The sequence below is a fragment of the Pseudomonas machongensis genome, from assembly GCF_034961125.1.
In the GTDB taxonomy this organism is placed as follows: Bacteria; Pseudomonadota; Gammaproteobacteria; order Pseudomonadales; family Pseudomonadaceae; genus Aquipseudomonas; species Aquipseudomonas machongensis.
The window spans coordinates 121,879-146,531 of the sequence record NZ_JAYFUI010000197.1 but is presented as its reverse complement, the minus strand read 5'-3'; the positions used below and the strand labels follow the sequence as shown (position 1 = coordinate 146,531).

Genomic DNA, 24,653 nt, shown 5'->3' with positions numbered 1-24,653 from the left:
GGGCTACCAGCCGGCTCCGGTGATGTCAGACCGAGGCTGGCTGGCTCCCCAGCGATTCCTCATGCAGGGAGATGCGTGAAGTCTCCGGTAGCGCCAGCCCGCCAACCAGCGCCACCAGGGCGATAACCACCAGGTAGAAGGCCGGCGCCAGGCTGCTGCCGGTCTGGCCGATCAGCCAGGTCGCCACCAGCGGCGCGGTGCCGCCGAAAAGTGTATAGGCGACGTTGTAGGTGATGGCCGAGGCGGTGTAGCGGGTGCGGGTCGGGAAGCTCTCCGACAGCAAGGCCGCGGTGACCACCCCGCTGGACAAAGCGCCTACCGCCAGCAGGATCACCCCCAGCAACGCGCCCGCCATCGAGCCGGAGCTTGCCAGCCAGTAAGCCGGGAACACGCAGACCATCACCCAGAGGCATGTGAAGCCAATGGTCCGGCGGCGTCCGATCCAGTCGGAAAAGGCACCTGCCAGCGGGCAGCCAGCCGCTGCGAATAGCAGCGCCACGGTGGTGACCAGTAGCGACTGGGCGCGGCTGAGGTTGCCGACCAGTTGCAGGTAGGTGGCGAAGTAGGTGGTGAACATGTAGAACGACAACGCCGTCAGTGAGATGAACGCGCCCAGGTTGCGGATCGCCCGGCCATGGTGGCGCAGCGTTTCCTTGAGTGGCGAATGTTCGTGCTCGCGGCCCTCGGCGATGGCTTCGCGGAAGGCCGGTGTTTCCTCCATGCGCCAGCGCAGGTAGAGCCCGACCAGACCCAGCGGCGCGGCGATCAGGAAGGGCACGCGCCAGCCCCAGCTGTTCATGGCGTCCGGCGTCAGGCTGGCTTCAAGCGCATAGGCGATGACCGCCGCGCAGGCGAACGCCGAGAAGGTCGAGACCGGCACGAAACTACCGTAGAACGCACGTTTTTCCCGAGGCGCATGCTCCATCAGATAAGCGCAGGCCCCGGCGTATTCGCCACCGGCGGAAAAACCTTGCAGGCAGCGCGCCAGGGTCAGCAGTACGGGCGCGGCGATGCCGATGCTGGCGTAGGTCGGCAGCAGCCCGATGAGCGTGGTGGAGCCCGCCATGAGCAGGATGGTAAGCGACAGGATGCGCTTGCGTCCCAGGCGATCGCCCAATGCGCCGAACACGATGCCGCCAAGTGGACGCAGGGCGAAGGCCACGGCGAAGACGGCGAAGGTCTTGAGCAGGGCGACACTGGCGTCCTGGCTGGCGAAGAACTGGCTGGCGATCAGCGTGGCGAGAAAACCGTACACCGCGAAATCGAACCACTCGACGAAGTTGCCGATGGCCGATGCGGCAATCACCCGACGCAGGGTAGCGGGGGATACCTCATGGGATACAGACATGCGAATGCTCTCCGGTTGTCATAGGCAGCCTGGCGGGGGCGGACACGGTCGAGCCGTGTCGTCTGGTTGTCAGGGCCAGTAGAGCGGAGGGCGGGGGGCGGTGCATCCTTGAGGGCGACACCGGGATATCTGTTTCGACCGGCGATCTGTCACGAACAGCGCGCGGCAGTCCTCGCTCAGACGGCGAATACCACCCCGGTACGCGAGGCGGCATTGCGGATATGCTCCTGCATCGCGCGCTGCGCCCCGGCTTGCGACCTGCGCTCGAGGGCCTTGAGGATCTTGCGATGTTCCTGCCAGGTCTCCATGGCGCGCTCAGGACGAATGAATGGCAGCTTCTGGCTCTCCAGGAAAATTTCCTGACTGGTGGTGATCACCTGCAGCATCGCCTGATTGCCGCAGGCCTGCAACAGCAACTGATGGAACTCGAAATCGAGCCGCGCCGCCTGCTCGAAGCGACCGTTGCGCAGCTCCTGACGCATGGCCTCGACATTGGCCTGGAGCCTGTCGATGTGATCGGCGGTCAGTGCCAGCGCAGCCTGCCCGGCGGCGAAACCCTCCAGCGCATAGCGCAGTTGGAAGGTATCAGCCGCCGACACCTGTTCGGCATAGGGCCAGGAAAATCCGCTGGGTGTCGGGCTCTGCACGAAGACGCCTTTGCCCGGCTGCACGCTCACCAGCCCCAGTGCACTGAGCGACGACAGGGCCTCGCGCAGCGAGGCGCGGCTGACGCCAAGCCGTTCGGCCAGATCGCGTTGCGAGGGCAGGGCATCACCCGGCTGGTAACCGCCTTCATCGATAAGCTTGCGGATGGCCTGCAGGGCCAGTTCCGGGACGGCGCGGGGGAGGGTGTCGAGCATGCTGTTCAGACCAGTCAGAGGGCAATGACGCTGACGTTTTACGGTGAACCGACCGTGCTGGCAAGCGTTGCGCCAACCTGGCGCAGCCCCTCAAGGCCCTGCACGAAAGCAGGGCGCATTGCGGGGGAGAGGACGACCATGCGCTGCAACTGTTCAGACCAGTAAGACCTTGCAGTCACGGGCCTGGCAGCGTTTCGCAAAGGGCTTGGGCGCAGACTGGCATGCCCCCTGCAATGGCCAGGTCAGTCCCATCACCCGAGTTCCTGCGAGGCCTACCCATGACGTTCCGCTCCCTGCTCCTGGCAACCCTGTTCTGTGGCACCTCCTTGGCCCTGCCGTTGGCTCAGGCCGACGCGCTGGCCGATATCAGTGCCCGTGGCGTGCTCAAGGTGGCCGTGCCCCAGGACTTCCCGCCGTTCGGTTCGGTCGGCCCGGACATGAAGCCCCGTGGCCTGGATATCGATACCGCGCAACTGCTGGCCGACAAGCTCGGTGTGAAGCTGGCCCTGACCCCAGTCAACAGCACCAACCGCATCCCGTTCCTGACCACAGGCAAGGTCGACCTGGTGATCTCGAGCCTGGGCAAGAACCCTGAGCGTGAGGCAGTGATCGACTTCTCGCAGCCCTACGCGCCGTTCTACCTGGCCGTGTTCGGTCCGGCCGAGACGAAGATCGATGACATCGGCGCGGTCGCCGGCAAGACCATCAGCGTCACCCGCGGCTCGATCGAAGACATGGCCCTGACCGCCGTGGCGCCCAAGGATGCGGTGATCAAGCGCTTTGAAGACAACAACTCGACGATCGCCGCCTACCTTTCCGGGCAGGTCCAGTTGATTGCCAGCGGCAGCGTGGTGATGTCGGCCATCGCCGAGAAGAACCCGGCCAAGGTGCCGGTGGTGAAGGTCAAGCTGAAGGACTCGCCGGTTTACGTGGGTGTGGCCAAGAACGAGGCGGCGCTGCTGGAGAAGGTCAACAGCAGCCTGGCCGCGGCGAAGGCCGACGGTAGCCTGAACCGCAATGCCGAGAAATGGCTCAAGCAACCTCTCCCTGCCGATCTTTGAGCGGCTGCGGACACCTCTAGCCATGGCTTATCAATTCGACTTCGCCCCCGTGCTCGCCCAGGGTGACCTGCTGCTCAAGGGGGCCCTGTTCACCCTGCAGCTGACCGCCATCGGCACCGTGCTCGGCCTTGCCATCGGCGTTATCGGCGCCGGTGTGCGGGCCTGGCGCCTGCGCCCGTTCGACCTGCTGTTCGGCTTGTACGTGGAACTGATCCGCAACACGCCGTTCATCGTGCAGCTGTTCTTCATCTTCTTCGGCCTGCCCGCATTGGGCGTGCGGCTGAGTGAATGGGAGGCGGCAGTGCTGGCGATGGTGATCAACCTGGGGGCCTATTCCACCGAGATCATTCGCGCCGGCATCCAGGCGATTCCCCGGGGGCAACTGGAAGCCGCAGCGGCCCTGGCCATGAGCCGGTTCGAGGCGTTCCGCCACGTGGTCCTGCGGCCTGCGCTGGCCAAGGTCTGGCCGGCGCTGACCAGCCAGATCGTGATCGTCATGCTCGGCTCCGCAGTGTGCTCGCAGATTGCTACCGAGGAACTGTCGTTCGCCGCCAACTTCATCCAGTCGCGCAACTTCCGTGCGTTCGAGACCTACCTGCTGACCACCGTCCTGTACCTGCTGATGGCCATCCTCGTGCGCCAGTTGCTGAGCTGGATCGGGCAGCGCCTGCTGATGGGGAAACGCTGAATGGACTTCACCTTCTGGGACATCCTGCGCAACTTGCTGACGGGCCTTCAATGGACACTGGCCTTGTCGCTGGTGGCATTCGCCTGTGGCGGCCTGGCCGGGTTGCTGGTACTGATCGGGCGCATTTCCGAGCGGGCACTGCCAAGGCGCCTGGCCCGTGGCTACATCGAGCTGTTTCAGGGCACACCGCTATTGATGCAGTTGTTCATGGTGTTCTTTGGCTTTGCGCTGTTCGGCATCGACGTCTCGGCATGGATGGCGGCGGCCATCTCCCTGACCTTGTTCACCAGTGCGTTTCTCGCCGAGATCTGGCGGGGTTGCGTGGAGTCGATTCCACGTGGCCAGTGGGAGGCCTCCGGCAGCCTGGCACTCAGCCGTATGGAGCAGTTGCGCCACGTCATCCTGCCCCAGGCACTGCGCATCGCCATCGCGCCGACCGTGGGCTTTTCGGTGCAGGTGGTCAAGGGCACGGCGGTGACCTCGATCATCGGCTTCACCGAACTGACCAAGACTGGCGGCATGATCGCCAACGCCACCTTCGAACCCTTCATGGTCTATGGCCTGGTCGCGCTGGGCTATTTCATCCTCTGTTATCCGCTCTCGCTGAGCGCCCGTTATCTGGAAAGGAGGCTGCATGCCCCTGCTTAGAGTGTCCGCGCTGCACAAGTACTACGGCGACAATCACGTGCTCAAGGGCGTCGACCTGAGCATCGAAGAGGGCGAAGTGGTCGCCATCATCGGCCGCAGTGGCTCGGGCAAGAGCACCTTCCTGCGCACGCTGAACGGCCTTGAGTCGATCAGCGACGGGGTGATCGAGGTGGACGGTGAATACCTCGACGCCAGCCGGGCCGACCTGCGCGCATTACGGCAGAAGGTCGGGATGGTGTTCCAGCAGTTCAACCTGTTCCCGCACCTGACCGTGGGCGAGAACGTCATGCTGGCGCCGCAGGTGGTGAAGAACACCGGCAAGGCCCAGGCGCGCGAGTTGGCCGAGCGCATGCTGGCCAGGGTAGGACTGGCGGAGAAGTTCGACGCCTACCCGGATCGCCTCTCGGGTGGACAGCAGCAACGGGTGGCGATCGCTCGCGCCCTGGCGATGTCGCCCAAGGTCTTGCTGTGCGACGAGATCACCTCGGCGCTGGATCCGGAGCTGGTCAACGAGGTGTTGGCAGTGGTGCGCCAGTTGGCCAGCGAAGGCATGACCTTGATCATGGTCACCCACGAAATGCGCTTCGCCCGTGAGGTGGGCGACAAGCTAGTGTTCATGCATCAGGGCAAGGTGCACGAAGTGGGGGAGCCGAATGCACTGTTCGCCGCTCCGCGCACGGCAGAGCTGGCGAACTTCATCGGGATGACGGCGTCGGTATGAAGCAAGTCCGGGACAGGCGAGGAACGATCAGTTCTGATCTTGTGCCCGGTATGTCGCGAACGCACCACCGCTTGGGGCTGCCAGATTGAGGCGGATCACGGGCTTCCACAGGCCGTTGGCAGTGGTCAGCAAGTCCTTTTGCATGCCCTTGGCCTGCTCAATGGCTGGTTTGGCGGTATTGTCATCCTTGTACTGATAGAAGAACGCCTCAAGCGGCAGCAGGTCAGGAATGTTTTGCGGCCAGGTCCCCACGATCAGCTCGTTATGGTGAAGTTGCTGCTGGGCATTGAGAATGGACTTGCGCGATACCGACGCGAGATTGAATTCAGTTAGGTTGATGGCAAGGCTGCATTGATGTTTGTTGCGCTCGTTGAAGTAGGCACCGTTGTCGGCTACCGAATGGAAATGACGCTGAAGTTGTTCCAGGTTTGTAATATTCTTCGGTGCGCATTTGTCGCTGATCGCGCCGTATTGACTATGAATGCCACAGCCATTCGCACCTCGATTCCAACTTGCGGCATCGGTGGGGTACATGCACAGCGGTGTGATCGGATACATGCGCGGTTGCTTGACGGCGTCGAGCTCGTTGAAGATCAGCCCTTGGTTCAGCGTGTTCCATGCAAGCGTCGTGATACCCAGATCCGTTCTCAGGTACGAGAACGACACTGCGCCGCTGTCTACGGATTTCTGGCTTGGATTCCATGCTCGGAAGTTGGGGGAGAATGTCGTGGTGCGCAGGATCACGCCGTTGCAGTAGAGTGGCGCCTTGAATTCGCAATCGTTGCGTGTGTTGGCGTAACGCAGGTTCAGGCCATTGGCAGTTGCCATGCCTTGCTGATCGCGGCTGAGCGGCTTGAAAACTTGCTTGTCAGTGGCGCCAAGGTCCAGCCCTACGATGGGGACCAGGCGGAAGGTTTCGTTGTAGAAGGCATCGCGCAATTTGAGGGCATTTTCGAAGGCTCCGCTTTTGGCGGTGTTGTAGAAAAACGCCTCGATCGGCAGCTGTTTTGAGTAATTTTCGTCCCATGTGGGAATCAGCAGTTCGTTGCCATAGGCCTTGGCAATGTCACTGTGAGACGCCCGCACCTTCAGGCTGGTGATCAGTTGTTCCGGTACCTGGACACTTAGAGAGCACTGTTTGCTGCGATCCAACCCGCCGCCTTTGAAATCGGCAGCCCAACCGTCTGGGTCGGTCGCGGGTGTGGCCTTGATCATGCAGGAACTTTCGTCCTTGTGTTGCCAGATCTCGGTTTTGGTCGGGCCGCACCCATGCAGCCATCGACCCGCGGCGGCCCCTTGGGTGCCAGCCATGAACGGGTAGATGCAACGCGGCGTCTGCAGTGCATAGCCGGCAGCACGCGCTGTGCTGTTATCCATGAATATGAAACCGCTGGACAAGTCGTCGCTGTTGCTGGTGCCGTCGGCACGCAACCAGGAAAAAGTCACCGAGCCGAGTGCTTTGGCCGCTGGGCTGTGAGTCCAGAAGCTGAAGCTGGGGCTGAAAGTGGAGCGGCGCAGGATGATACCGCTGCAGTGCAAGGCCGAAGCACCGTCATCGCAGTGCTCCACTACATTGTTGTAGCGCAGGTTGAGCCGGTCGATCAGCGATGGTTGCTCGGCGATCTGCAGCGTGGACTGGTCCAGGATCGTGGCGGGCGCCGCCTGGCTGGGTCCTTGCTCGCCCTGCTGTTCATTAGGGGGCTCGGCGGCGAAGGAGGGCAGTTGGCCAAGTACGCCGAAAATGGCACAGCAATATACAAAGATTCGAGCCTTGCCTGGCATGCCGCGCCCCTTCATCTTGTTGGGTGTTGGGGCGGACTTTAAGCTCGGCTTTCTCCCCCCGACAACTGGCAAATTTGTCAGTTGTCGGGGGGAGTCACACCTATCAATCGTATGGCGTGCAGTGATCTCCAGGCCTTCAATGGCCACGCAGGTCGTGCAACAGGCGCTCCAAGGTGCCGCGAGCTTGCTCATCGAGCCCGAACACCGGTCGACGTGGTTCACCCACCGGCAGCCCGGTCATGGCCAGTCCGGCCTTGATGGTCGCTGGCAAGCCGCCTTTGAGAATGAAGTCCAGCAATGGCAATTGGTGGTAGAACAACGCCTGTGCTTGCTTGAGGTCGGCGTCGAGTACCGCCTGGTACAGCTGCAGGTTCAGTTGTGGAATGAGATTGGCCGCTGCAGTGCACCAGCCTTTTGCCCCGGCCACGAAGGCCTCCAGCGCCAGCGGATTGCAGCCGTTGTAGAACGGCACCTGGCCTTCACCGAGCAGTTGCAGCCTGTGCATGCGCTGGATGTCGCCGGTGCTTTCCTTGACCATGGTCACGTTGTCCACCTCGCTCACGATACGCAGGATCAGCTCAACCGGCATGTCGGTGCCGCTGGTGGCGGGGTTGTTGTAGAGCATGATCGGCAGGTCGACCGCAGCGCCGATGCTGCGGTAGTGCGTGAGGATCTCGGCTGCACTGAGCTTCCAGTAGGCTGAAGGCAGCACCATCACCGCATCGGCACCGTGCTGCTGGGCGAAGCGGGCGCGGCGGATCGCGCCAGCGGTGGTCAGGTCGGAGACACTGACGATGCTGGGCACGCGCTTGGCAATGCGTTCGAGGCTGTATTGGGCGACTTGATGCCATTCGCTGTCGCTCAGGTAGGCGCCTTCACCGGTGCTGCCCAACGGGGCGATGGCCTGTACGCCGCTGTCGATGAGGCGATCGATGGACTGGCCCAGGGCAGGCAGGTCGAGCTGTTCGCCGTCCTGGCTGAATGGGGTGATGGTGTAGCCGATGATGCCGTGGAATTCTGTGGTCATGATGGGTGGCTCCGCAAGCAAGGCATTCAGGGGTCAGTCAAGGCAGTTGGCGTGTTTGCGCAGGCTCTGCCGGGCGAAGTAGTTGAACGAGGCGCCGTGGCGCTTGGGGCGGTCGATCCAGTCGTGGGCTTCACGACCAAGCTGCGGGTCGATGGGTTTGATGCTGCCGGCGGACATCGCCAGCAACTGCAGGCGCGCAGCACGTTCGATCAATTGGGCATAGACGCAAGCCTGCTCGATACTGGTGCCGGTGGACAGCTGGCCGTGGTGCGAAAGCAGGATGGCGCGCTTGTCACCCAGGGCCTGGCTGATGATCTCGCCTTCTTCGTTGCCCACCGGTACGCCAGGCCAGGCGCCGAGGAACGCGCAATCGTCGTACAGCGGGCAGAGGTCCATGTGCGAGACCTGCAGCGGCACCTCCAGCATCGACAGGGCGGCAACGTGGGTGGGGTGGGTGTGGATGATGCAGTTCACATCTGGCCGGGCGCGGTACACCCAGCTGTGAAAGCGGTTGGCGGGGTTGGGCATGCCTTGGCCTTCGAGCACCTCCAGGTCTTCGTTGACCAGCAGCAGGTTGCTGGCACTGATCTCGTCGAAGCCCAGGCCCAGTTGCTGGGTGTAGAACGTGCCGGGTTGCGGGCCACGGGCGCTGATCTGCCCGGCCAGGCCTGAATCATGGCCATGGTCGAAGAGAATTCGACAGGTCAGGGCCAGCTTTTCGCGTACAGTCCACGTATTATCGGCGAGTGAGCCTTGCATCTGTGCCAGCGCTTTGTGCACCAGTTGCTCTTTGCCGAGTGTCAGGGTGTTGGCCATGGGGATATCCTCTGTGGCGTGCTGATGATGCCAGTGCTTGCCCGCCCCGCTGCTTTGATCGGGAGAGGGGCGGTCAATCACATGACACAAAACAATCTACATGACACAAAGTGTCATTAGCAAGGCCGTTCACACGGGAAACCCGCGCCGCATGTCTATCCGCTTGAAACTGCTGAGAAAGAAACTGGGCATTACCCTGGAGGTGCTGGCTGAGAAATCCGGCATGACCAAGAGCTACCTGTCGAAGGTCGAGCGTGGGTTGAACACCCCTTCGATCGCGGCGGCGTTGAAGCTGGCCAGGGCATTGAACGTCAATGTCGAAGAATTGTTTGCCGAAGATCACACTCTCCAGGCGCGCTACAGCCTGGTGCGCAGCGGTGAGCGCCAGGCCCTGGTAGGTGATGGTGCAGGCCCGGGTTATACGGTGCTGACGTCACAGATCGGGCAGCGCAGCCTGTTACCCTTTCTTGTTCAGCCACCCCGCGATTTCAGTGATCCCACGTTCAAGGAGCACCAGGGCGAGGAATTTCTGTTCGTCCATGCGGGCCAGGTCGAGGTCGATTTCATGTCTGAGCGGGTGTTGCTGGAGCAGGGCGATGCCCTGCATTTCAACGCGCAGACACCGCATCGGCTGCGCTCGGTCGGTGAGTGCCAGGCGCAGTTGCTGGTCGTGGTACAAGGCGGTGAGGCGTGAGGCGCGGACGATGATCGAGGTGTCGCGGTTCTGGCGCGATCCTGCGCTGCCCTTCGTCGAGGCGCGGCGGGTGGGAGATGGGCGCCAGGTCTGCTATGGCCCGCACTCGCATGAAGGTTTTTCCATAGGTGTGGTGACCGGCGGGCGCAGCAGCTACCTGTCCGGCGATACCTGGCGCGAGCTTTCGGCCGGCGCCACGGTGTTGATGAACCCCGGTGTGGTACATGCGTGCAATCCGATCGAGGGTGAAGTCTGGTCGTACCTGATGTTGTACGTCGACCTGCCCTGGCTTGAGGCGCAGGGCTTCGTCCTTCCCCAGGCAACCTACAGCGAGTCGCCAGCGCTCTATGCGCGTCTGTTGCAGCTTTTCGCCGGGCTGTTCGACGGCGATACCGACGCCCGTGAAACGATGCTGAAGGCGTTCTTCAAGGCACTGCCGGGATACCTCGAGGCAGCGCCCGGCGCGCATTCGCAGGCACATCCGCGTCTGGAAGCGGCAGCGGCCTTCATTCGTGCCCATCGCCTCGACCCTTTGAGCCTTGACGATATCTGCGCCGCCGCGGGGTTGTCGCGGGCGTATCTGATTCGCGCGTTCCGTCGACGCTTTGGCTTGACGCCCCATGGGTATCTGGTCGACCAGCGGGTACAGCACGCCCGGGCGCAATTGCGTCGCGGACGCGGGATCGCCGAGGTGGCGCTGGAGGCGGGCTTTGCCGATCAGGCGCATCTGCAGCGGGCATTCAAGCAGCATCTGGCCGCCACGCCAGGGCATTACCGCAGCGGCGGTTGAGCGCGCTAGCCCAGCACCAGGTACACCGCGCTGGCGACCAGCAGTACCGCCAATCCGCGATTGAACAGACGCATGCGACGTGGGTTGCCCAGGTACTGACTGATCACGCTGCCAGCCCACGCCCAGCTGGCCACTGAGACGAAGCAGATGGGGGCATACAGCCAGGTGAACAGCCACAGCAGTTGCTGGTCGCCGCCGGTGTAGGCGCCGATTCCGGCCACTGAAGCCAGCCAGGCCTTGGGGTTGAGCCACTGCATCACAGCACCGTGCCAGAACGACGGCGCCTGCGTCTGATGGCTGGCGTTCAGCTGGCCGTTGTCGCTGGACAGCTTCCAGGCCATGTACAACAGGAACAGTACCCCACCCCAATGCAGTAGGCGGCTTAACACTGGCCAGCGCAGCAGCACTTCATGCAGCCCCAGGCCGATCAGTACCAGCAGCAGGCAGAACCCCAGGCTGGCGCCGGCAGCATGGCCCAGGCTGGCACGCAGCCCATGACGTGCACCACTGCCGAGGGCGACTATATTCACAGGGCCAGGAGAAATCGAGGCCGCCAAGGCGAAGGCGGCCATGGACAGTGACAGGCTCATGAAGGGCTTCCTTGATGTCGAATGAGGTCACGCATCCTGGCTCACCTTTGAGGCCGTGGTATTGAACGAAAGTGCTCAATCGGAGCTGTTACAGCTTTTGTAATAGTTTCACACTGTCAGGAAAACCTGCTTCGATTGTAGGATCACCTTCCCAAATTTCTATCAAGGTATTTATGAGCACCTTCGCGGAGCCCCCCAGTCTTCGGCCGTCCTGGCCATCCTTTCCGCGTCTTCGTGACGTTTCTCCCGAGAGTACCCGCTAATGGAATGGCTAGCTGACCCCACGGCCTGGCTAGGCCTGTTGACGCTTATCGTCCTCGAGCTGGTGCTGGGTATCGACAACCTAGTGTTCATCGCCATCCTCGCCGACAAGTTGCCGCCGCATCAGCGCGACCGTGCCCGGGTGATCGGTTTGACCTTGGCACTGCTGATGCGCCTGGGCCTGTTGGCCTCCATCTCGTGGATGGTGACCCTGACCGCGCCGTTGTTCGAGGTCTGGGGCAAGAGCTTCTCTGGCCGTGACCTGATCATGCTGTTCGGTGGTGTGTTCCTGTTGTTCAAGGCCACCATGGAGTTGCACGAGCGCCTGGAAGGGCATGTGGCCCAGAGCACCGGCGCTGTGCGTCACGCTGCCTTCTGGCCCATCGTCGCGCAGATCGTCGTACTCGATGCGGTGTTCTCGCTGGATGCGGTGATCACGGCCGTTGGCATGGTCGAGCAGCTCTCGGTGATGATGATCGCAGTGATCTTCTCCATCGGTATCATGATCGTTGCCAGCAAGCCGCTGACCCGTTTCGTCAACGCCCACCCGACGGTGATCATGCTGTGCCTGGGCTTCCTGATGATGATCGGTTTCAGCCTGACTGCCGAAGGCCTGGGCTTCCATATCCCTAAAGGCTATCTGTATGCGGCGATCGGTTTCTCGATCCTGATCGAGCTGTTCAACCAGGTGGCACGGGCCCGCCGCAAACGCAGCCTGCAGCAGCACAAGCCGCTGCGCGAGCGCACGGCGCATGCTGTACTGCGCTTGCTGGGGGGGCGACGCATCGAGGCCGATGAAGTGGGCGAGGAGATCGCCGACCTGGTCGAAGGGGGGGAAGAGCAGGTGCTGTTCGACCGCCGCGAGCGGGTGATGATCAGCGGTGTGCTGAACCTGGCCGAGCGACCGATACGCACCGTGATGACCGTGCGTGCCGAGGTGGATGCCATTGATCTGGCGCTGTCGGATGAAGCCATTACGCAGGTCTTGGTCAACTCGCCATACTCGCGACTGCCGTTGATTCGTGACGGTCGTATCGACGAGCCACTGGGCTTTGTGCACAAGAAGGAGTTGCTCAAGGAGTTGCTCTCGGGCAATCAGCCAGACCTTGAAAGCATGGTGCGTACACCGCTGAACCTGCTGGAGAGTTTCAGTATTCTCAACGCGCTGGAGCAGATGCGTGGTCAGTCCACCCACATTGCCTTCGTGGTCAACGAATTTGGTGACTTCACCGGCGTACTGACCATGACCGACATCCTCGAGTCCATTGCTGGCGAATTACCAGACGCCAGTGAGGTGGAAGGGCCGGGGATCGTCGAGGAGTCGGGCGGTTTCGTGGTCAGTGGTGCCCTGAACCTGAGCCAGGTTCAGGCGCGTACCGGCTTCGTCGCCCGCGCCACCGAGGATTACCAGACCCTGGCGGGCTTGGTGATGAGCCTGCTGGATCGCCTGCCGGTGGTAGGCGATCGACTGGCCTGGAACGGCTGGACCATGACGGTGGTGGCGGTGGAGGAGAGGCGGGTGCGCCAGGTGCGTCTTACACCGAGCGACGACGCTGACGCAACAGGTGCTTGATGCCTTCGAGCACCAGCACCAGCACCGCAGCCCAGATCGGCAGGTAGGTCAGCCACTGGTCAGGCGCGATGCTCTCGCCCAGTAGCAGGGCTACGCCGACCAGCAGCACCGGTTCGACGTAGCTGAGCAGGCCGAACAGACCGAACGGCAGCAGGCGACTGGCGAGCACGTAGACGATCAGCGCCGAAGCGCTGATCGCTCCCAGCAGCGGGATCAGGGCGTACAGGCCTGGATGTGCAGCTAGGTCGGCACTCGACAGCGGGCCTTGGATCACGAAGTACAAGGCCCATGGCAGCAACAGGCACATGTCGCACCACAAGCCGCCCAGGTGGTCGGTGCGGCAGCGTCGGCGCAGCACGAAATAGATCGGATAGCCGATCACAACCACCAGCGTCTCCCAGGCGAAACTGCCATGCTGGTACAGCTCGTGACCAACGCCAAGCGCGGCGCAGCCTACCGCCAGCTTCTGCAAGCGTGACAGGCGCTCGCCATAGGCCACTCTGCCGGTCAGGACCATGGCCAGCGGCAGCAGGAAATACCCCATCGACACCTCAAGGCTACGCCCGTGCAGCGGCGCCCAGAGGAACAGCCATAGCTGGATACCCAGCAGCCATGACGTGCCGACCATGCCCAGTAACAGGCGAGGGGTCTGGCGAACGCGCGCCAGCAGCTCGCCGACATGCTTCCAGTCCTTGCTGAGCAGCATGAACAGGGTGAGGCACGGGAGGGTCAGCAGGGTGCGCCAGCCGAAGATCTCCTCGCCGTCGAGCGGTGCGAGCATGGAGGTATAGAAGTACATCACGGCGAACAGACAGGATGCCATGACAGACGAGATGATGCCTTTTGACACGAAAGCCTCGGTTGCAGAAAGTAAACGGACGAATCAGCCGGGCATGATCTCAGGGGGGACGCCCTGGGGCAACCGCAAGCTGGCAGGCTGTGCAGCGAGCGCCTGAAGGAATTCTTCCAGCGGCATTGGCCGCGCGTACAGGTAGCCTTGCTGGAAATCCACCTGTTGTCGCGCAAGGTAATCACGCTGAACGTCGGTTTCCACGCCCTCGGCGACAATGCCCAGCTCCAGCTTGGTCGACAGGTCGATGATGGTGTCGAGGATGTGCTGTGACAGTGCATCGCTGCCGATCATGGCGACGAAACTCTGGTCGATCTTCAGGTAGTCGATCTTGAACTGCCGCAGGTAGTTGAGGCTGGACTGGCCGGTGCCGAAGTCGTCCAGGGCAATCATCACGCCCATCTGGTGAAGCTTTTCGAACAGCTCCAGGGTGATCGGCGTCGCTTCGATCAGTTTGCGTTCGGTCAACTCCAGGGTCAGGATCACCCGGCCAGGTGGGAAGTGCTGGAGAAAGGTGCGGCAATCGTCAAGCAGTCCCAGGTCGCGGCAGTGGTCGGCGGTGATGTTGATGCCGATGTGGAAGCCGTCTTCCATCAGCGCCGAATAGGGCGCCAGGCCTTGCGCGGTAAGCAGCATCAGGGCACGGGTCATGGGCACGATCTGCCCACTGTGCTCGGCGTAGGGGATGAACAGGTCGGGGCGCACCAATCCCTCGTGCGGGTGTTGCCAGCGCATCAGTACCTCGGCGCCGGCCCAGCGGTAGTCACCCTTGCGCACCACCGGCTGAAAGTATGGGATGAACTCGTTCGCCTCCAGCGCCCGGTTCAACTCGGCCCTTGACGACGAGGCACGTCGCAGTTGCCAACGACAGGCCAGACCGATCAACGCGCCAATGACCAATAGAAGGCCCAACAGCGCCGGGTACTGGCTGCGCAGCACTTCCATCGGTTTGTCCGGACCATAGCCACCGTGGACGCTGAACGGGTAGCGTGCCGAGTATTGAGAGACGTGTGCGCTGGCGGCTGTCGGAGGGGTGCCGGTATGCACGAGGCCGTCGGCACCCAACCAGTGCCTGCCGATCTGAATCCCCAGCGTTTCGTCATCGGCAATCAAGCGCAGGGCCGTGAGCAGATGGTCGCCATCGACCGTGGCGATGGCTCCGCGGCCCTCCTGACCGGTGCGATACACCAATAGGGGATGGCCGGGCGTGATCGAATTGCCATCCATCAGCCACAGCTGACCTTCGGTGTAGTCGAGGGGGTTGACCGGTTCGTCGTAATCGCCCAACAGCGAGGAGCAATACAGGGTGTCGTGGTTGAACAGGTTGGTGGAGCGTACGAACGCATTGCGCGTCACCTGCTCGCGCAAAGCCAGTGTGACTTCGCTACACGGGCGTCCGGCCAGAGGCAACAGCGCTTGCGCCGCCGTGGAGACACCATCCAGGATACGCTCCACGTGGTTGACGACCTGCTGGACGGTGGCCTGGCTGTTGTCTCGCAGATCGCGTTCGATCTGCCAGTGCATGATCGCCAGGCCGCACAGTATTGGCAGTGTGCCGACCGCCCAGGGCAGCAGGCGGCGCCAGCTCCAGCGAGCAGGGCGTTTAACCGTAAGAGGCATGCGGGTCTAGACTTGTATGACTGGTGGTTGCACAAGGATAGCTCGGACCTTCGGCGGAGTACCGAACTAATGCGCGACAAAGGAAATTACGCACTGTAGAATCAGTTTACGAATACAAGAATAAGGTCTTTCCCTTCTGGAAAGCCGACCCAGCCGAGACCAGGTTCATATGGCATACCACGGGTTCAAGCTTCTCTATGGCGATTTCCTCTCCCGCAGCGTGAGGGGTATTCCCTGCTCACCACCTCGTCTGTCCGACATCCCAAGCGTTTGACACCGTTTTTTTTGCTGTAGATGAGGACACGAACATGGCTGATATCTTCGACAACCCGATGGGCCTGATGGGCTTTGAGTTCATCGAGTTCGCTTCGCCCACTCCTGGCGTGCTGGAACCGGTATTCCAGGCGTTGGGCTTCACCAAGGTGGCCACTCACCGCTCCAAGGATGTCCACCTCTATCGCCAGGGTGGCATCAACCTGATCCTGAACAACGAGCCCAAGAGCATCGCTTCCTACTTTGCTGCCGAGCATGGTCCGTCCGTTTGCGGTATGGCATTCCGCGTCCGCAATGCGCATGAAGCCTATGCCCGCGCGCTGGAATTGGGGGCTCAGCCGGTCGAAATCGAAACGGGCCCGATGGAGCTGCGGCTGCCAGCGATCAAGGGCATCGGCGGTGCGCCGCTGTACCTGATCGATCGTTTCGAGGAAGGCAGCTCGATCTATGACATCGACTTCAACTTTATCGAAGGCGTTGACCGCAATCCGGCAGGCGCGGGGCTGAAGATCATCGATCACCTCACGCACAACGTCTACCGTGGGCGAATGAGCTATTGGGCAGGCTTTTACGAGAAGTTGTTCAACTTCCGCGAGATCCGCTATTTCGACATCAAGGGCGAGTACACTGGGCTGACCTCGCGCGCCATGACTGCGCCGGACGGCATGATCCGTATTCCGCTGAACGAAGAGTCGTCCAAGGGCTCGGGCCAGATCGAAGAGTTCCTGATGCAGTTCAATGGAGAAGGTATTCAGCACGTGGCCTTCCTGACCGACGACCTGCTCAAGACCTGGGATGCTCTCAAGGCCATCGGCACGCGTTTCATGACCCCGCCGCCACAGACCTACTACGAGATGCTCGAAGAGCGCCTGCCGGGGCATGGCGAGCCCGTCGATCAGCTACAGGCTCGGGGTATTCTGCTCGATGGTGCGTCAGCGCCTGGCGACAAACGCCTGTTGCTGCAGATCTTCTCGGAAACCCTGCTGGGGCCGGTATTCTTCGAGTTCATCCAGCGCAAGGGCGATGATGGCTTTGGCGAAGGTAATTTCAAGGCGCTGTTCGAGTCCATTGAGCGCGACCAGGTTCGGCGCGGCGTGCTTAACGTCGACTAGCCGTGTGAACAGGGTGTTACCGGTCAATGACCGGCAACACCCCTTTGACAGGGTATTGTTTACGCAAGAGGCTCCAAAGTACGAGCACCGAGGTGAACAGGCCGATGAGTACGAGGGAGGGCATGATATTTGTCCTGATATATTGTGACTCGCGCGCCGTAAAACCATCAGGATAACCCGCTCTGACGAGGTAACCGTACTTTTCCGATACGCCGCTCTGCGAGAACTCCGACAGCGAGGGGCGTACTTCGTTACGGCTGTCACCATTGGCCGAGATGTAAAGGTTGCCAAACTCGAGTTCCAACACGACCCCGTCCTTGAAGCCGCGCAGTTCGTTGCGTAGTTCGAGCCCGTAGGTGCTGGCGATAACTGAATGGTTATCGGCGACCAGACGGTACTCCACGAGAATACCGTTGGGGATGGTCGGTGAATTCATATTGAGTTGCAGGTATTCGCCCTTTGCGAAGTGAGGCGTGTACAAGGGCTTTGTGCCCAGGCTGCTGCAAAATCCGATGTCGTTGCGGGCCAACACCAACGAGTGAATCCGCGGGTTACGCTTGGCCTGGTTCTCCAGTTCTTGTTGAACTTCACTGCATGGCTGGGTACTCAGCGGCTGCGCCTGCAGTGCCGCGCGATGCAGGTTATCGAGTACACGATCGATAGCGAACACGGCCTCTTCGATGGAGACCTTCGAATTTTCCTCAAGCTGTCTGTGCATTTGGTAGTCCATGACCACCAATCCTGAGATCACGGGGGTTGTGCCGATCAATACGGAGAGCATGAGATTGGTCACGCGGTGGTTCAGATACCTGGAAATGCTCATTGACTTCTCCCTATCGTTTCGATGAATGAAGAAGCTTGCTCTTGTGTATCCAGTGACGCTGTAAGTCATGTCGTGAATGGGGGGAGACAAACCACCCCTTGCCTGTGCGATTGATTACGGTTGATGGAGTCGCTAGATCATTTGCTCCTTGACCCGTGCCTTGAAAAAGCCTGCTGGCCGATACAGGTGCAGGCTGATCAGTGCAATCGTGTTCGGGCTGTTCTCTATAGCAATGTGCTAGCCTTCAGGTATTTTCATGATCTTCAGGAGTTGCCATGGATTCGGAAACCCTGCCAGCCAACGTGCTCATGCCACTTGGTGCCTTTGCCGGGAGCATTGTTCTTGGCTGCCGATGAACAGGCGCGAAAGGGCGCCACACAAGTCATACATCTGGTTTCGCCGTCACCCTCGGTCGAGGTGCGCGCTGAACATATTCTCCACTTCGATTGGGGCAGCACTCCGCTGGGCCCATTGTCGCAGTGGCCTCCCTCGCTACGTATCGCGGTGGATATCATGCTTTTGTCGCCCTTTCCCTGCGCACTGGCCTGGGGCAAGGAACTGACTCTGATTCCCAGCCAGAGCTACCTGGCGTTGCTGGCTGACGACCAGCGCCAGGTAGGGGAACGTTTTGATCAACTGTGGGATGTCGAATGGGAGCGAATGGGCCCACGGGTCTTCCAGGCGCTGGAGGGGAGGGCCAGTTTTGTCGACGAGTCGCCCATCCAGGTGCGTTATCGTGAGAGCGGTGAACATGCCTGGTTCGCGTTCGGTTACGCCCCCGTGCGCGATGAGGAAGGTACGGTTGCCGGGTTTTTGCACACCGCGATCGATACCACTGCCAGCTTGGAGCAAATCCGCCAGTGGCGTGAACTGGCGCAGAGCTTCGAGCAACAGATCGGGTGTCATCTACCCAACAGTGATCCTCTCTGGCGCCTGTCACGGGATGCGATGATCATCGTCAGCCGCGATCTCGAACTGCTGGCCGCGAACGACGCATGGCACCGGGTGCTGGGATGGGAACAGCAGTCACTGAACGCGATTGCGCTCGTCGATCTTGTGCATCCCGCTGATCGTGCGGAGGTCCGCCTGGCGATCAATGATCTGCTGCTGGGCAAGGTGATCGAACAGGTGGAGTCGCGGCTCAGGCACAAGGATGGGTACTACTGTTGGATGAGTTGGAGTGCGCGGCCCGAGGGCGACGTGCTGATTGCAGTAGGGCGGGATATTACCGAGGAGCGCACCACGATCTTGCGCGAGGCCCAAAGCCTGCTGCGTGATAGGCAGCGAATGGAAACCGTTGGCCAATTGGCGGGCGGCATGGCGCATGAGATGAACAATCTATTGGCGGGCATTGGCGGTAGCCTCGAGTTGCTCCAGCGTCGCTTGGGCCAGGGACGCTTGGAGCGCATCGACGAGTACGTGCATGTGGCGCGCGAGTCGGTACAGCGTGCGATGGCGCTGACCCATCGGCTGCTGGCATTTTCCAGCAGCCAACCATTGCAACCGCGACTACTCGATGTGAACGGCCTGTTGCAAGATCTTGAGCCATTGATCCATCAGGCTCTCGGGCCAGAATTCGCATTGAACTGGCAACTGGACGTAGCGCCCTGGCCAGTGCAGGTCGATCCTGGGCAGTTGGAGGTTGCGATTCTCAACCTGTGCAGCAATGCCCAGGATGCGATGGTTGAAAGGGGCTGCTTGACTATTCGGACGGCCAACGAACGATTTGTGAACGGGGTGGAGCACGATGAAAGCATCCCTGCCGGGGATTATGTCGCCATTCACGTCCAGGATGATGGGCAGGGCATGCCGGCAGACGCGGTGAGCCGTGCTTTCGAGCCGTTCTTCACCACCAAGCCCAAAGGTCGTGGCGCCGGGCTTGGTCTGCCGATGATCTACGGATTTGCTCGCCAGTCTGGGGGTTATGTGTGGATCGAGTCGACGCCAGGGAAGGGTACTCAGGTCACACTCCTGTTCCCGCGCCACCCAGGCGAGCTGCCGGTAGTCAGTGAGGAGGGAGAGGTGCCTGCGTTGAAGCGGGGCAGGAGTGAGCGAATACTGTTGGTCGACGACGAGGGCAATTTACGGTCATTGATGAAGGAGGTGTTGGTAGAGCATGGCTTTGACGTCATCGAAGCCAGTGATTCCGGTATGGCGCTGGAGCACTATCGTGAGAGTGGTGTATTCGACCTGGTGATCACCGATATCGGTTTGCCAGGTGGTATGAGCGGACGCCAGGTGGGCAAGACGATTCGCCAGGCCAAACCCCTTCAGAAAATCCTGTTCATTACCGGATATACCGCGCAGCCTCTCGAACGCAGCCTTCTCGACCAGCCAGGCACCGCACTCATGCTCAAGCCGTTCTCGCTGCAAAGCCTCACAGTCCAGGTTCAGCGGATGCTCGAGCCCTGACTGCGATCATGCTTCCCCGAGCATCTGTGCCACGCGCTGGCTCAACTGGTTCAGCTCGAAGGGTTTGCAGATCAGTTGCATGCCAGGGGCGAGGAAGCCTTCGCGGGACATTGCCGTTTCCGCGTAACCGGTAATGAACAGGACAGGCAGGTTCGGTCGTAGTGTGCGAGCAATCTCGGCGAGCTGTCGACCATTCATGCCTGGCAGTCCGACATCGCTGATAAGCAGTGCGATGGGCTGTGGGGAACGCAGAAGGTGCAGCGCCTGCGTAGCGTTGCAGGTGCTTTGGCAGGGGAAGCCGTCATCACACAGAGCCTGGCAGAGCAGCTCGCGCACTTCGCGATCGTCCTCGACGATCAATACCTCGCGGCAGTTCCCTGCCGTCGGCGTACTTGCAGCCTCCAAGGCCTGCGGCGGGATGCCCAGGCAGCGCGGCAGGTAGAGATCCACCCGCGTGCCCCGGCCAATCTGGCTGTCCACCGTTACGTGGCCGTGGGACTGTTTGCTGAACCCATAGACCATCGACAAGCCCAGGCCTATGCCCTGGCCCACAGGCTTGGTACTGAAAAAGGGTTCGAAGGCATGTTCCAGGGTGCCTTGCGACATGCCCTGGCCAGTGTCACTGATGGTCAGTTGCAGGTAGTCGCCGCTGCTCAAGCCAGCATCCTGGAACTGTGCAGCGTCGATGTGCTGGTTGCTGGCTTCGATAGACAGCCGCCCCCCGCTGGGCATGGCTTCCCGGGCGTTGAGCAGCAGGTTGTTCAACGATTCGCGTAACTGCTTGTCGTCTGCCTCGACTGGCCAGAGTTCATCCGACACGCGCAAGGACAGTTTCACCGAACTGCCCAATATAGCCTGCAACCGCGCAGGCTGGAGCAGGGCATGCAGGTCCACCGCCTGGCTCTGCAGCGATTGACGGGAAGAAAAGGCCAGCAGCCTGTGAGTCAGCGTCGCCCCGCGGGCTACGGCGTCCTGCCCCATGCGCAGGACTTTGTCGAGCCCTTCGGTGCGTCCTTGCTGCAGACGCCTGTCGATCAATTCGAAGCTACCGCCGATGCTGGTCAGCAGATTGTTGAAGTCATGGGCAACGCCGCCGGCCAACTGGCCAATAGCTTCCATCTTGCGAGTCTGGTGTCGGACCTGGTCGCCAGTCTGTAGGCTTTCCAGGCGCTGGTGCAGCGCGCTCAACGCGTTGCGCGCCATGTACTGTCGACGCCGAGCGCGCAGAGCTTGGTTCGTCGCGCCCAAAAGTTGCTGTTCGTCGAACGGGTAACTCAGGTACGACAGATTACCCAACCCTTGCAACATCGACACATTAACGGTCGTCGCATGGGTGTTGAGCAGCAATACCGGCAGGTCGGACCATTCGGGTTGACCCTCGATGAACAGGTGCAGGGGTGACTGCGAGTTGTCGGACAAAGCCTGCGAGTCGACGATTACCACGGCAACACCCTCTGCCAGCCATAGGCCAAAGCGCTGCTTGTCGCTTGTACACAGGCATGCGATACCGCTGCCAGACAACAGGTTAGCGACGGTCGCTGCAACCTGCTCGGGTGCGAGGATCAGGGTGCGTTCGTCCAACGACAACGAACCGGACAAGACGAATCTCCCAGGGCAGTGGCCTGGCCGGAAATGGCCGTGCGTTCAGCGTGCTACTACCCACTGGACCACCAGCGTTCCGCCGAGGTTCAAACCGGTTCTACAAACCTTGTTGCAAATAGGGATCGTCTGGGTTCTGTCGCTCCAGTTCGGCGAGCAAGACTTGTACATTCTGCAGCTGCCCGGTTTCCTTCCAGTAGCGAATCAGCAGTACCCGAGCTCGACGATTGGCAGGCTGGCGGTCGAGCAGCGTTTCCAGCTGTTTTTGTGCTGCTTCGACCTGTTCAAGGTCATGCAGGGTGACGGCCAACGTGTATCGGTAGTCGGCATTGTCCGGTTCCAGTTCCACGGCTCGGGAAAAAGCCAGCAAGGCGTATTCCTGTTGATCATGGCGGGTGAGCCACAGGCCCAGTTCATATTGCAGAAACGCAGAGTCCGGGCGCAGCGCCAGGGCTTTGCCCAGCACCTCGCGGGAGGCGTCATGCTGGCCTTGGCGCTCCAGCAGGCGTACCCGCGTTGCCAGCGCTTGCAGATCCTGCGGTGCCAGAGCAAGGCTGCGCTGAAGCGCCGCTTCGGCCTGCGGATAATCCTGCTCGTGAAGGTACAGGCGCGCCAGGTGGACTTGTGCCTCGGCATCGTCGGGTCGCTGTTCGAGTGCTTGTTGGTATTGCTCCAAGGCCGCCTGCAGCGGTCGGAAATACAGGCCGATGGCATCGGGGTCCAGGCCCAGCAATGCATCCACCACGGCGAACCGTACGTTCTGATCGTCATCCTCGAGCAAAGGGCCGAGGACCAGACTGCGTTGGGCTGGTGGCAGCAGGCGCCGGATGCTGGTGATCGCCGCGCGGCGTACAAGGGGATCACCGTGGTCGAGGTCCTGCTGGGCCAGTTTCAGCGCCTGGGGGGAGGGGTAGTGAGGGAGTTCGGCGTAGAGCGCAGCGCGCCGGATCGGCGGCAGGTCCTTGCGTTGCAACTGTTGGTAGAGCACCCGGGCTGCCCCCGGAAGACCTTCGTGCGCCTGGCGCAGTGCCTTGGCATAGCTCTGCGGCGGCAGGCTGGAGGGCACCGGTTTCGGCGCGCGCCACAAATAACCGATCACCCCTGGGATCGCCAGGATGAGCAGCAGTGCGATCAGGTAGCGGCTACGTTTGGGCATTAGTGGTACCGGGGTCAGGAAGGGCTGAGCTTGGGGCAGCCGGCGGCTAAATGCAACGGGGCCGGGCAAGCCTTCGGATTGGAAGGTGCAGGGAAGGATTGTCCTGCATATGAGACAAATAAAGCTATTTTGTCCGCCTAATGCATCATTGTGTTCATCGGTAGAATACTTGCCAGCCAAGAGAGGAGATATCTCGTGAAAAAGATTCTGGGTATTCACCGCAGTCCTCACGCCCATTGGGTTGGGGATGGTTTCCCCGTGCGCAGTCTGTTCACTTACGATCAACTGGCACGCCATATCAGCCCGTTCCTGATGCTGGACTACGCTGGCCCTCACACGTTCCCGCCGACCAACGCCCGTCGCGGAGTAGGCCAGTACCCGCATCGCGGCTTCGAGACCGTGACCATTGTCTACCAGGGAGAACTCGAACACCGAGACTCCACCGGCGCCGGCGGCTTGATCGGCCCTGGCGACGTGCAGTGGATGACCGCAGCCAATGGCATCATCCATGAAGAATTCCATTCGCCGGCCTTTGCCCGCAGCGGTGGCGTGCTTGAGATGGTGCAGCTGTGGGTCAACTTGCCTGCCCGCGACAAACTGACTCCGGCGGGTTACCAGACGCTACTGGATGCTGAGATTCCCCGAGTGGCGCTAGGCGAGGGTATCGGCAGCCTGCGGGTGATCGCAGGCGATTACCGTGGACATCGGGGACCTGCCCGGACGTTCACGTCCATGGATGTGTGGGACGTGCGTTTGCAGGCTGGGGCAACGCTGCATTTGCCGATTGCGCTGGGGCGTAATGCCGCGCTGGTTGCACTGCGCGGGTCGATACGGGTTAACGATCAGCAGGACGTCAGCCCGGCCAGCCTGGTGTTGCTGGAGCGCAATGGCGAACATGCCAGCGTGACTGCACTGGAAGACGCCACCTTGTTGTTGCTCAGTGGCGAACCGATCGATGAGCCGATCGTTGGTTATGGCCCGTTCGTGATGAACTCCCAGGCTCAAATCGCCGAAGCATTCGACGATTACCACGCAGGGCGTTTTGGGCAGATGGTGAAATCCTGAACGCACGTCATGCGGGGTATCTGGCGCTGCCACAAGCCAATTTCAGCCAGAGGCGCGCCAGCTCACCTCGCTGATGCCATAGCGCTCGGCCATGGGTCTACTGACTTTCTTGATCTTTTCTCGGCCATAGCGGCCGATTTTGCCGACGCCGGCATCGCAACTTGCCCAATGCCAGGCCTCGGCATTATCCATACGTTCGGCGCGAATGATGAACGACTTGTGCTCGCCGTGCAGCGCATAGTCGATCACGAACAGTTTTGCATCAATCATCGCTACCCGATTCCTCAGCGCAACGCGCAACACGACGGTCCATGACTTGATGCTGTGAAATCGAGCCAGACGGTCAAGTTTGCAAAATCTTCGTTGCACACGACGAACGGTACTTTTGCTGCCGTTTGTCGCATCGCCCAGGCAACCAATCGAACGAGCCATCGCGCCATGGTTCCACTCACTAGAGTGGATAAGGCTTTTGCGCGTTGGATATTGCCTGGATGAATGGGCTGCCGGCGGGGACATGAGCACTATCAATTGGCGCTACACCTGCACAACGTGTAGTCCCATCAAAGGCAATCCGTTGAAGAGAGGGTCATGACATGTCGTTGATCGGCGTTTCGATGCTGGAGATGCGTCAGTTGATCGAGCAGGCCTGTCTGCCCGATCGGTGCGAAGTGAGTAGCCCCGATGGCGTCAGCCTGACCATTCGCCTGGGACGGGGTGAGAGCCTGGAGGATGGCTACACTCTGACAGGCATACCCCTCGATAGCCTTAACAGTTGTCGTGACCTGGTCGGTTTGGTCGGGCAGTTGCGTGGCGCGCAACGAGTGGGGCATGCACCTGACCTCAAGGTGACTACCCAGAAGGCTCTTATATAGCCTGATCCCGGG

The 24,653-nt window shown here is 61.1% G+C and carries 23 protein-coding genes; 11 read left to right on the top strand and 12 right to left on the bottom strand.

Features of this window, described 5'->3' with window-relative positions; translation table 11 throughout:
- Nucleotides 1–25: 25 nt before the first annotated feature.
- Entirely contained in the window at nucleotides 26–1,348 is a 1,323-nt protein-coding gene (locus tag VA602_RS26400; protein WP_054890702.1) for an MFS transporter, read from the bottom strand.
- Between the two features lie 176 nt (nucleotides 1,349–1,524).
- A complete protein-coding gene (locus VA602_RS26395; RefSeq protein WP_054890701.1) occupies nucleotides 1,525–2,208 on the bottom strand; it encodes a FadR/GntR family transcriptional regulator in 684 nt (227 codons plus the stop codon).
- 278 nt (nucleotides 2,209–2,486) lie between these two features.
- Between VA602_RS26395 and VA602_RS26390 the strand changes: the two genes are divergently transcribed.
- Genes VA602_RS26390 through VA602_RS26375 form a run of 4 tightly spaced genes read left to right on the top strand, consistent with a single transcriptional unit; the run spans nucleotide 2,487 to nucleotide 5,326 of the window.
- Nucleotides 2,487–3,269 carry a transporter substrate-binding domain-containing protein gene (locus VA602_RS26390; RefSeq protein WP_063544998.1) on the top strand — a complete coding sequence of 261 codons (783 nt, stop codon included), beginning with the start codon at nucleotides 2,487–2,489 and terminating at the stop codon, nucleotides 3,267–3,269.
- 22 nt (nucleotides 3,270–3,291) lie between these two features.
- Nucleotides 3,292–3,957 (top strand): amino acid ABC transporter permease, encoded by a 666-nt coding sequence (locus tag VA602_RS26385; protein WP_054890699.1) that lies wholly within the window; start codon nucleotides 3,292–3,294, stop codon nucleotides 3,955–3,957.
- Entirely contained in the window at nucleotides 3,958–4,605 is a 648-nt protein-coding gene (locus tag VA602_RS26380) for an amino acid ABC transporter permease (RefSeq protein ID WP_323454760.1), read from the top strand.
- Entirely contained in the window at nucleotides 4,592–5,326 is a 735-nt protein-coding gene (locus VA602_RS26375; protein ID WP_323454759.1) for an amino acid ABC transporter ATP-binding protein, read from the top strand. The genes VA602_RS26380 and VA602_RS26375 overlap by 14 nt, the downstream gene beginning before the upstream one ends.
- Before the next feature lie 27 nt (nucleotides 5,327–5,353).
- Here VA602_RS26375 and VA602_RS26370 read toward each other — a convergent pair whose 3' ends face one another.
- From VA602_RS26370 to VA602_RS26360, 3 genes are read right to left on the bottom strand one after another with little or no spacing between them, the layout of a single operon-like run.
- Nucleotides 5,354–7,300, bottom strand: coding sequence for a hypothetical protein (locus VA602_RS26370; RefSeq protein WP_323454758.1), 1,947 nt, complete (start codon nucleotides 7,298–7,300; stop codon nucleotides 5,354–5,356).
- The gene (locus VA602_RS26365; RefSeq protein ID WP_323454757.1) at nucleotides 7,245–8,135 is read right to left on the bottom strand and encodes a dihydrodipicolinate synthase family protein; all 891 of its coding nucleotides are present in this window, start codon (nucleotides 8,133–8,135) and stop codon (nucleotides 7,245–7,247) included. The genes VA602_RS26370 and VA602_RS26365 overlap by 56 nt, the downstream gene beginning before the upstream one ends.
- Before the next feature lie 33 nt (nucleotides 8,136–8,168).
- Nucleotides 8,169–8,951 carry an aldolase gene (locus VA602_RS26360; protein WP_054890694.1) on the bottom strand — a complete coding sequence of 261 codons (783 nt, stop codon included), beginning with the start codon at nucleotides 8,949–8,951 and terminating at the stop codon, nucleotides 8,169–8,171.
- Between the two features lie 151 nt (nucleotides 8,952–9,102).
- Between VA602_RS26360 and VA602_RS26355 the strand changes: the two genes are divergently transcribed.
- Both VA602_RS26355 and VA602_RS26350 read left to right on the top strand, forming a co-directional pair.
- Complete coding sequence (locus VA602_RS26355) at nucleotides 9,103–9,645, top strand: helix-turn-helix domain-containing protein (protein ID WP_054890693.1); 543 nt, start codon at nucleotides 9,103–9,105, stop codon at nucleotides 9,643–9,645.
- 10 nt (nucleotides 9,646–9,655) lie between these two features.
- On the top strand, nucleotides 9,656–10,435 hold the full coding sequence (locus tag VA602_RS26350; RefSeq protein WP_323454756.1) for an AraC family transcriptional regulator: 780 nt from the start codon (nucleotides 9,656–9,658) through the stop codon (nucleotides 10,433–10,435).
- A 5-nt stretch (nucleotides 10,436–10,440) separates the two neighbouring features.
- Here the strand turns inward: VA602_RS26350 and VA602_RS26345 are convergent, their stop codons facing one another.
- Nucleotides 10,441–11,025, bottom strand: a complete 585-nt coding sequence (locus tag VA602_RS26345) for a LysE family translocator (RefSeq protein ID WP_153773716.1) — start codon at nucleotides 11,023–11,025, stop codon at nucleotides 10,441–10,443.
- A gap of 262 nt (nucleotides 11,026–11,287) precedes the next feature.
- Between VA602_RS26345 and VA602_RS26340 the strand changes: the two genes are divergently transcribed.
- Entirely contained in the window at nucleotides 11,288–12,859 is a 1,572-nt protein-coding gene (locus tag VA602_RS26340; protein ID WP_323454755.1) for a TerC family protein, read from the top strand.
- Here the strand turns inward: VA602_RS26340 and rarD are convergent.
- Both rarD and VA602_RS26330 read right to left on the bottom strand, forming a co-directional pair.
- The gene (rarD, locus tag VA602_RS26335; RefSeq protein ID WP_054890689.1) at nucleotides 12,822–13,709 is read right to left on the bottom strand and encodes an EamA family transporter RarD; all 888 of its coding nucleotides are present in this window, start codon (nucleotides 13,707–13,709) and stop codon (nucleotides 12,822–12,824) included. The genes VA602_RS26340 and rarD overlap by 38 nt on opposite strands.
- Before the next feature lie 33 nt (nucleotides 13,710–13,742).
- Complete coding sequence (locus tag VA602_RS26330) at nucleotides 13,743–15,329, bottom strand: EAL domain-containing protein (protein ID WP_112898339.1); 1,587 nt, start codon at nucleotides 15,327–15,329, stop codon at nucleotides 13,743–13,745.
- Between the two features lie 308 nt (nucleotides 15,330–15,637).
- Between VA602_RS26330 and hppD the strand changes: the two genes are divergently transcribed.
- A complete protein-coding gene (gene hppD / locus VA602_RS26325) occupies nucleotides 15,638–16,714 on the top strand; it encodes a 4-hydroxyphenylpyruvate dioxygenase (protein ID WP_063544992.1) in 1,077 nt (358 codons plus the stop codon).
- A 16-nt stretch (nucleotides 16,715–16,730) separates the two neighbouring features.
- On the opposite strand, the gene VA602_RS26320 is transcribed toward hppD, so the two are convergent.
- Nucleotides 16,731–17,537 carry a CSS-motif domain-containing protein gene (locus tag VA602_RS26320; RefSeq protein ID WP_323454754.1) on the bottom strand — a complete coding sequence of 269 codons (807 nt, stop codon included), beginning with the start codon at nucleotides 17,535–17,537 and terminating at the stop codon, nucleotides 16,731–16,733.
- A 342-nt stretch (nucleotides 17,538–17,879) separates the two neighbouring features.
- Here VA602_RS26320 and VA602_RS26315 point away from each other — a divergent pair, with 342 nt between their 5' ends.
- Nucleotides 17,880–19,949: a hybrid sensor histidine kinase/response regulator gene (locus tag VA602_RS26315; protein ID WP_323454753.1), complete on the top strand. Its 2,070-nt coding sequence runs from the start codon at nucleotides 17,880–17,882 to the stop codon at nucleotides 19,947–19,949.
- Between the two features lie 6 nt (nucleotides 19,950–19,955).
- Here VA602_RS26315 and VA602_RS26310 read toward each other — a convergent pair whose 3' ends face one another.
- Complete coding sequence (locus VA602_RS26310) at nucleotides 19,956–21,548, bottom strand: response regulator (protein WP_323454752.1); 1,593 nt, start codon at nucleotides 21,546–21,548, stop codon at nucleotides 19,956–19,958.
- Between the two features lie 100 nt (nucleotides 21,549–21,648).
- Complete coding sequence (locus VA602_RS26305; RefSeq protein WP_323454751.1) at nucleotides 21,649–22,704, bottom strand: tetratricopeptide repeat protein; 1,056 nt, start codon at nucleotides 22,702–22,704, stop codon at nucleotides 21,649–21,651.
- 195 nt (nucleotides 22,705–22,899) lie between these two features.
- On the opposite strand from VA602_RS26305, the gene VA602_RS26300 reads away from it, so the two are divergent.
- Nucleotides 22,900–23,769 (top strand): pirin family protein, encoded by an 870-nt coding sequence (locus VA602_RS26300; RefSeq protein ID WP_323454750.1) that lies wholly within the window; start codon nucleotides 22,900–22,902, stop codon nucleotides 23,767–23,769.
- Nucleotides 23,770–23,811: 42 nt separating this feature from the next.
- On the opposite strand, the gene VA602_RS26295 is transcribed toward VA602_RS26300, so the two are convergent.
- Nucleotides 23,812–24,039, bottom strand: coding sequence for a DUF6555 family protein (locus VA602_RS26295; protein ID WP_054890681.1), 228 nt, complete (start codon nucleotides 24,037–24,039; stop codon nucleotides 23,812–23,814).
- Between the two features lie 323 nt (nucleotides 24,040–24,362).
- Between VA602_RS26295 and VA602_RS26290 the strand changes: the two genes are divergently transcribed.
- Complete coding sequence (locus tag VA602_RS26290; RefSeq protein ID WP_081311661.1) at nucleotides 24,363–24,641, top strand: DUF1652 domain-containing protein; 279 nt, start codon at nucleotides 24,363–24,365, stop codon at nucleotides 24,639–24,641.
- The last annotated feature ends 12 nt before the right edge of the window (nucleotides 24,642–24,653 follow it).

Bases quoted from the DNA above. Each gene is read 5' to 3' on its own strand.
- VA602_RS26390 (WP_063544998.1), top strand. From the start codon at position 2,487: ATGACGTTCCGCTCCCTGCTCCTGGCAACCCTGTTCTGTGGCACCTCC.
- VA602_RS26295 (WP_054890681.1), bottom strand. From the start codon at position 24,039: ATGATTGATGCAAAACTGTTCGTGATCGACTATGCGCTGCACGGCGAG.
- VA602_RS26320 (WP_323454754.1), bottom strand. From the start codon at position 17,537: ATGAGCATTTCCAGGTATCTGAACCACCGCGTGACCAATCTCATGCTC.
- VA602_RS26330 (WP_112898339.1), bottom strand. From the start codon at position 15,329: ATGCCTCTTACGGTTAAACGCCCTGCTCGCTGGAGCTGGCGCCGCCTG.
- VA602_RS26305 (WP_323454751.1), bottom strand. From the start codon at position 22,704: ATGCCCAAACGTAGCCGCTACCTGATCGCACTGCTGCTCATCCTGGCG.
- VA602_RS26345 (WP_153773716.1), bottom strand. From the start codon at position 11,025: ATGAGCCTGTCACTGTCCATGGCCGCCTTCGCCTTGGCGGCCTCGATT.
- VA602_RS26290 (WP_081311661.1), top strand. From the start codon at position 24,363: ATGTCGTTGATCGGCGTTTCGATGCTGGAGATGCGTCAGTTGATCGAG.
- VA602_RS26375 (WP_323454759.1), top strand. From the start codon at position 4,592: ATGCCCCTGCTTAGAGTGTCCGCGCTGCACAAGTACTACGGCGACAAT.
- VA602_RS26385 (WP_054890699.1), top strand. From the start codon at position 3,292: ATGGCTTATCAATTCGACTTCGCCCCCGTGCTCGCCCAGGGTGACCTG.
- VA602_RS26340 (WP_323454755.1), top strand. From the start codon at position 11,288: ATGGAATGGCTAGCTGACCCCACGGCCTGGCTAGGCCTGTTGACGCTT.
- VA602_RS26380 (WP_323454760.1), top strand. From the start codon at position 3,958: ATGGACTTCACCTTCTGGGACATCCTGCGCAACTTGCTGACGGGCCTT.
- VA602_RS26400 (WP_054890702.1), bottom strand. From the start codon at position 1,348: ATGTCTGTATCCCATGAGGTATCCCCCGCTACCCTGCGTCGGGTGATT.
- VA602_RS26350 (WP_323454756.1), top strand. From the start codon at position 9,656: ATGATCGAGGTGTCGCGGTTCTGGCGCGATCCTGCGCTGCCCTTCGTC.
- VA602_RS26370 (WP_323454758.1), bottom strand. From the start codon at position 7,300: ATGAGCAAGCTCGCGGCACCTTGGAGCGCCTGTTGCACGACCTGCGTG.
- VA602_RS26360 (WP_054890694.1), bottom strand. From the start codon at position 8,951: ATGGCCAACACCCTGACACTCGGCAAAGAGCAACTGGTGCACAAAGCG.
- VA602_RS26355 (WP_054890693.1), top strand. From the start codon at position 9,103: ATGTCTATCCGCTTGAAACTGCTGAGAAAGAAACTGGGCATTACCCTG.
- VA602_RS26395 (WP_054890701.1), bottom strand. From the start codon at position 2,208: ATGCTCGACACCCTCCCCCGCGCCGTCCCGGAACTGGCCCTGCAGGCC.
- VA602_RS26365 (WP_323454757.1), bottom strand. From the start codon at position 8,135: ATGACCACAGAATTCCACGGCATCATCGGCTACACCATCACCCCATTC.
- hppD (WP_063544992.1), top strand. From the start codon at position 15,638: ATGGCTGATATCTTCGACAACCCGATGGGCCTGATGGGCTTTGAGTTC.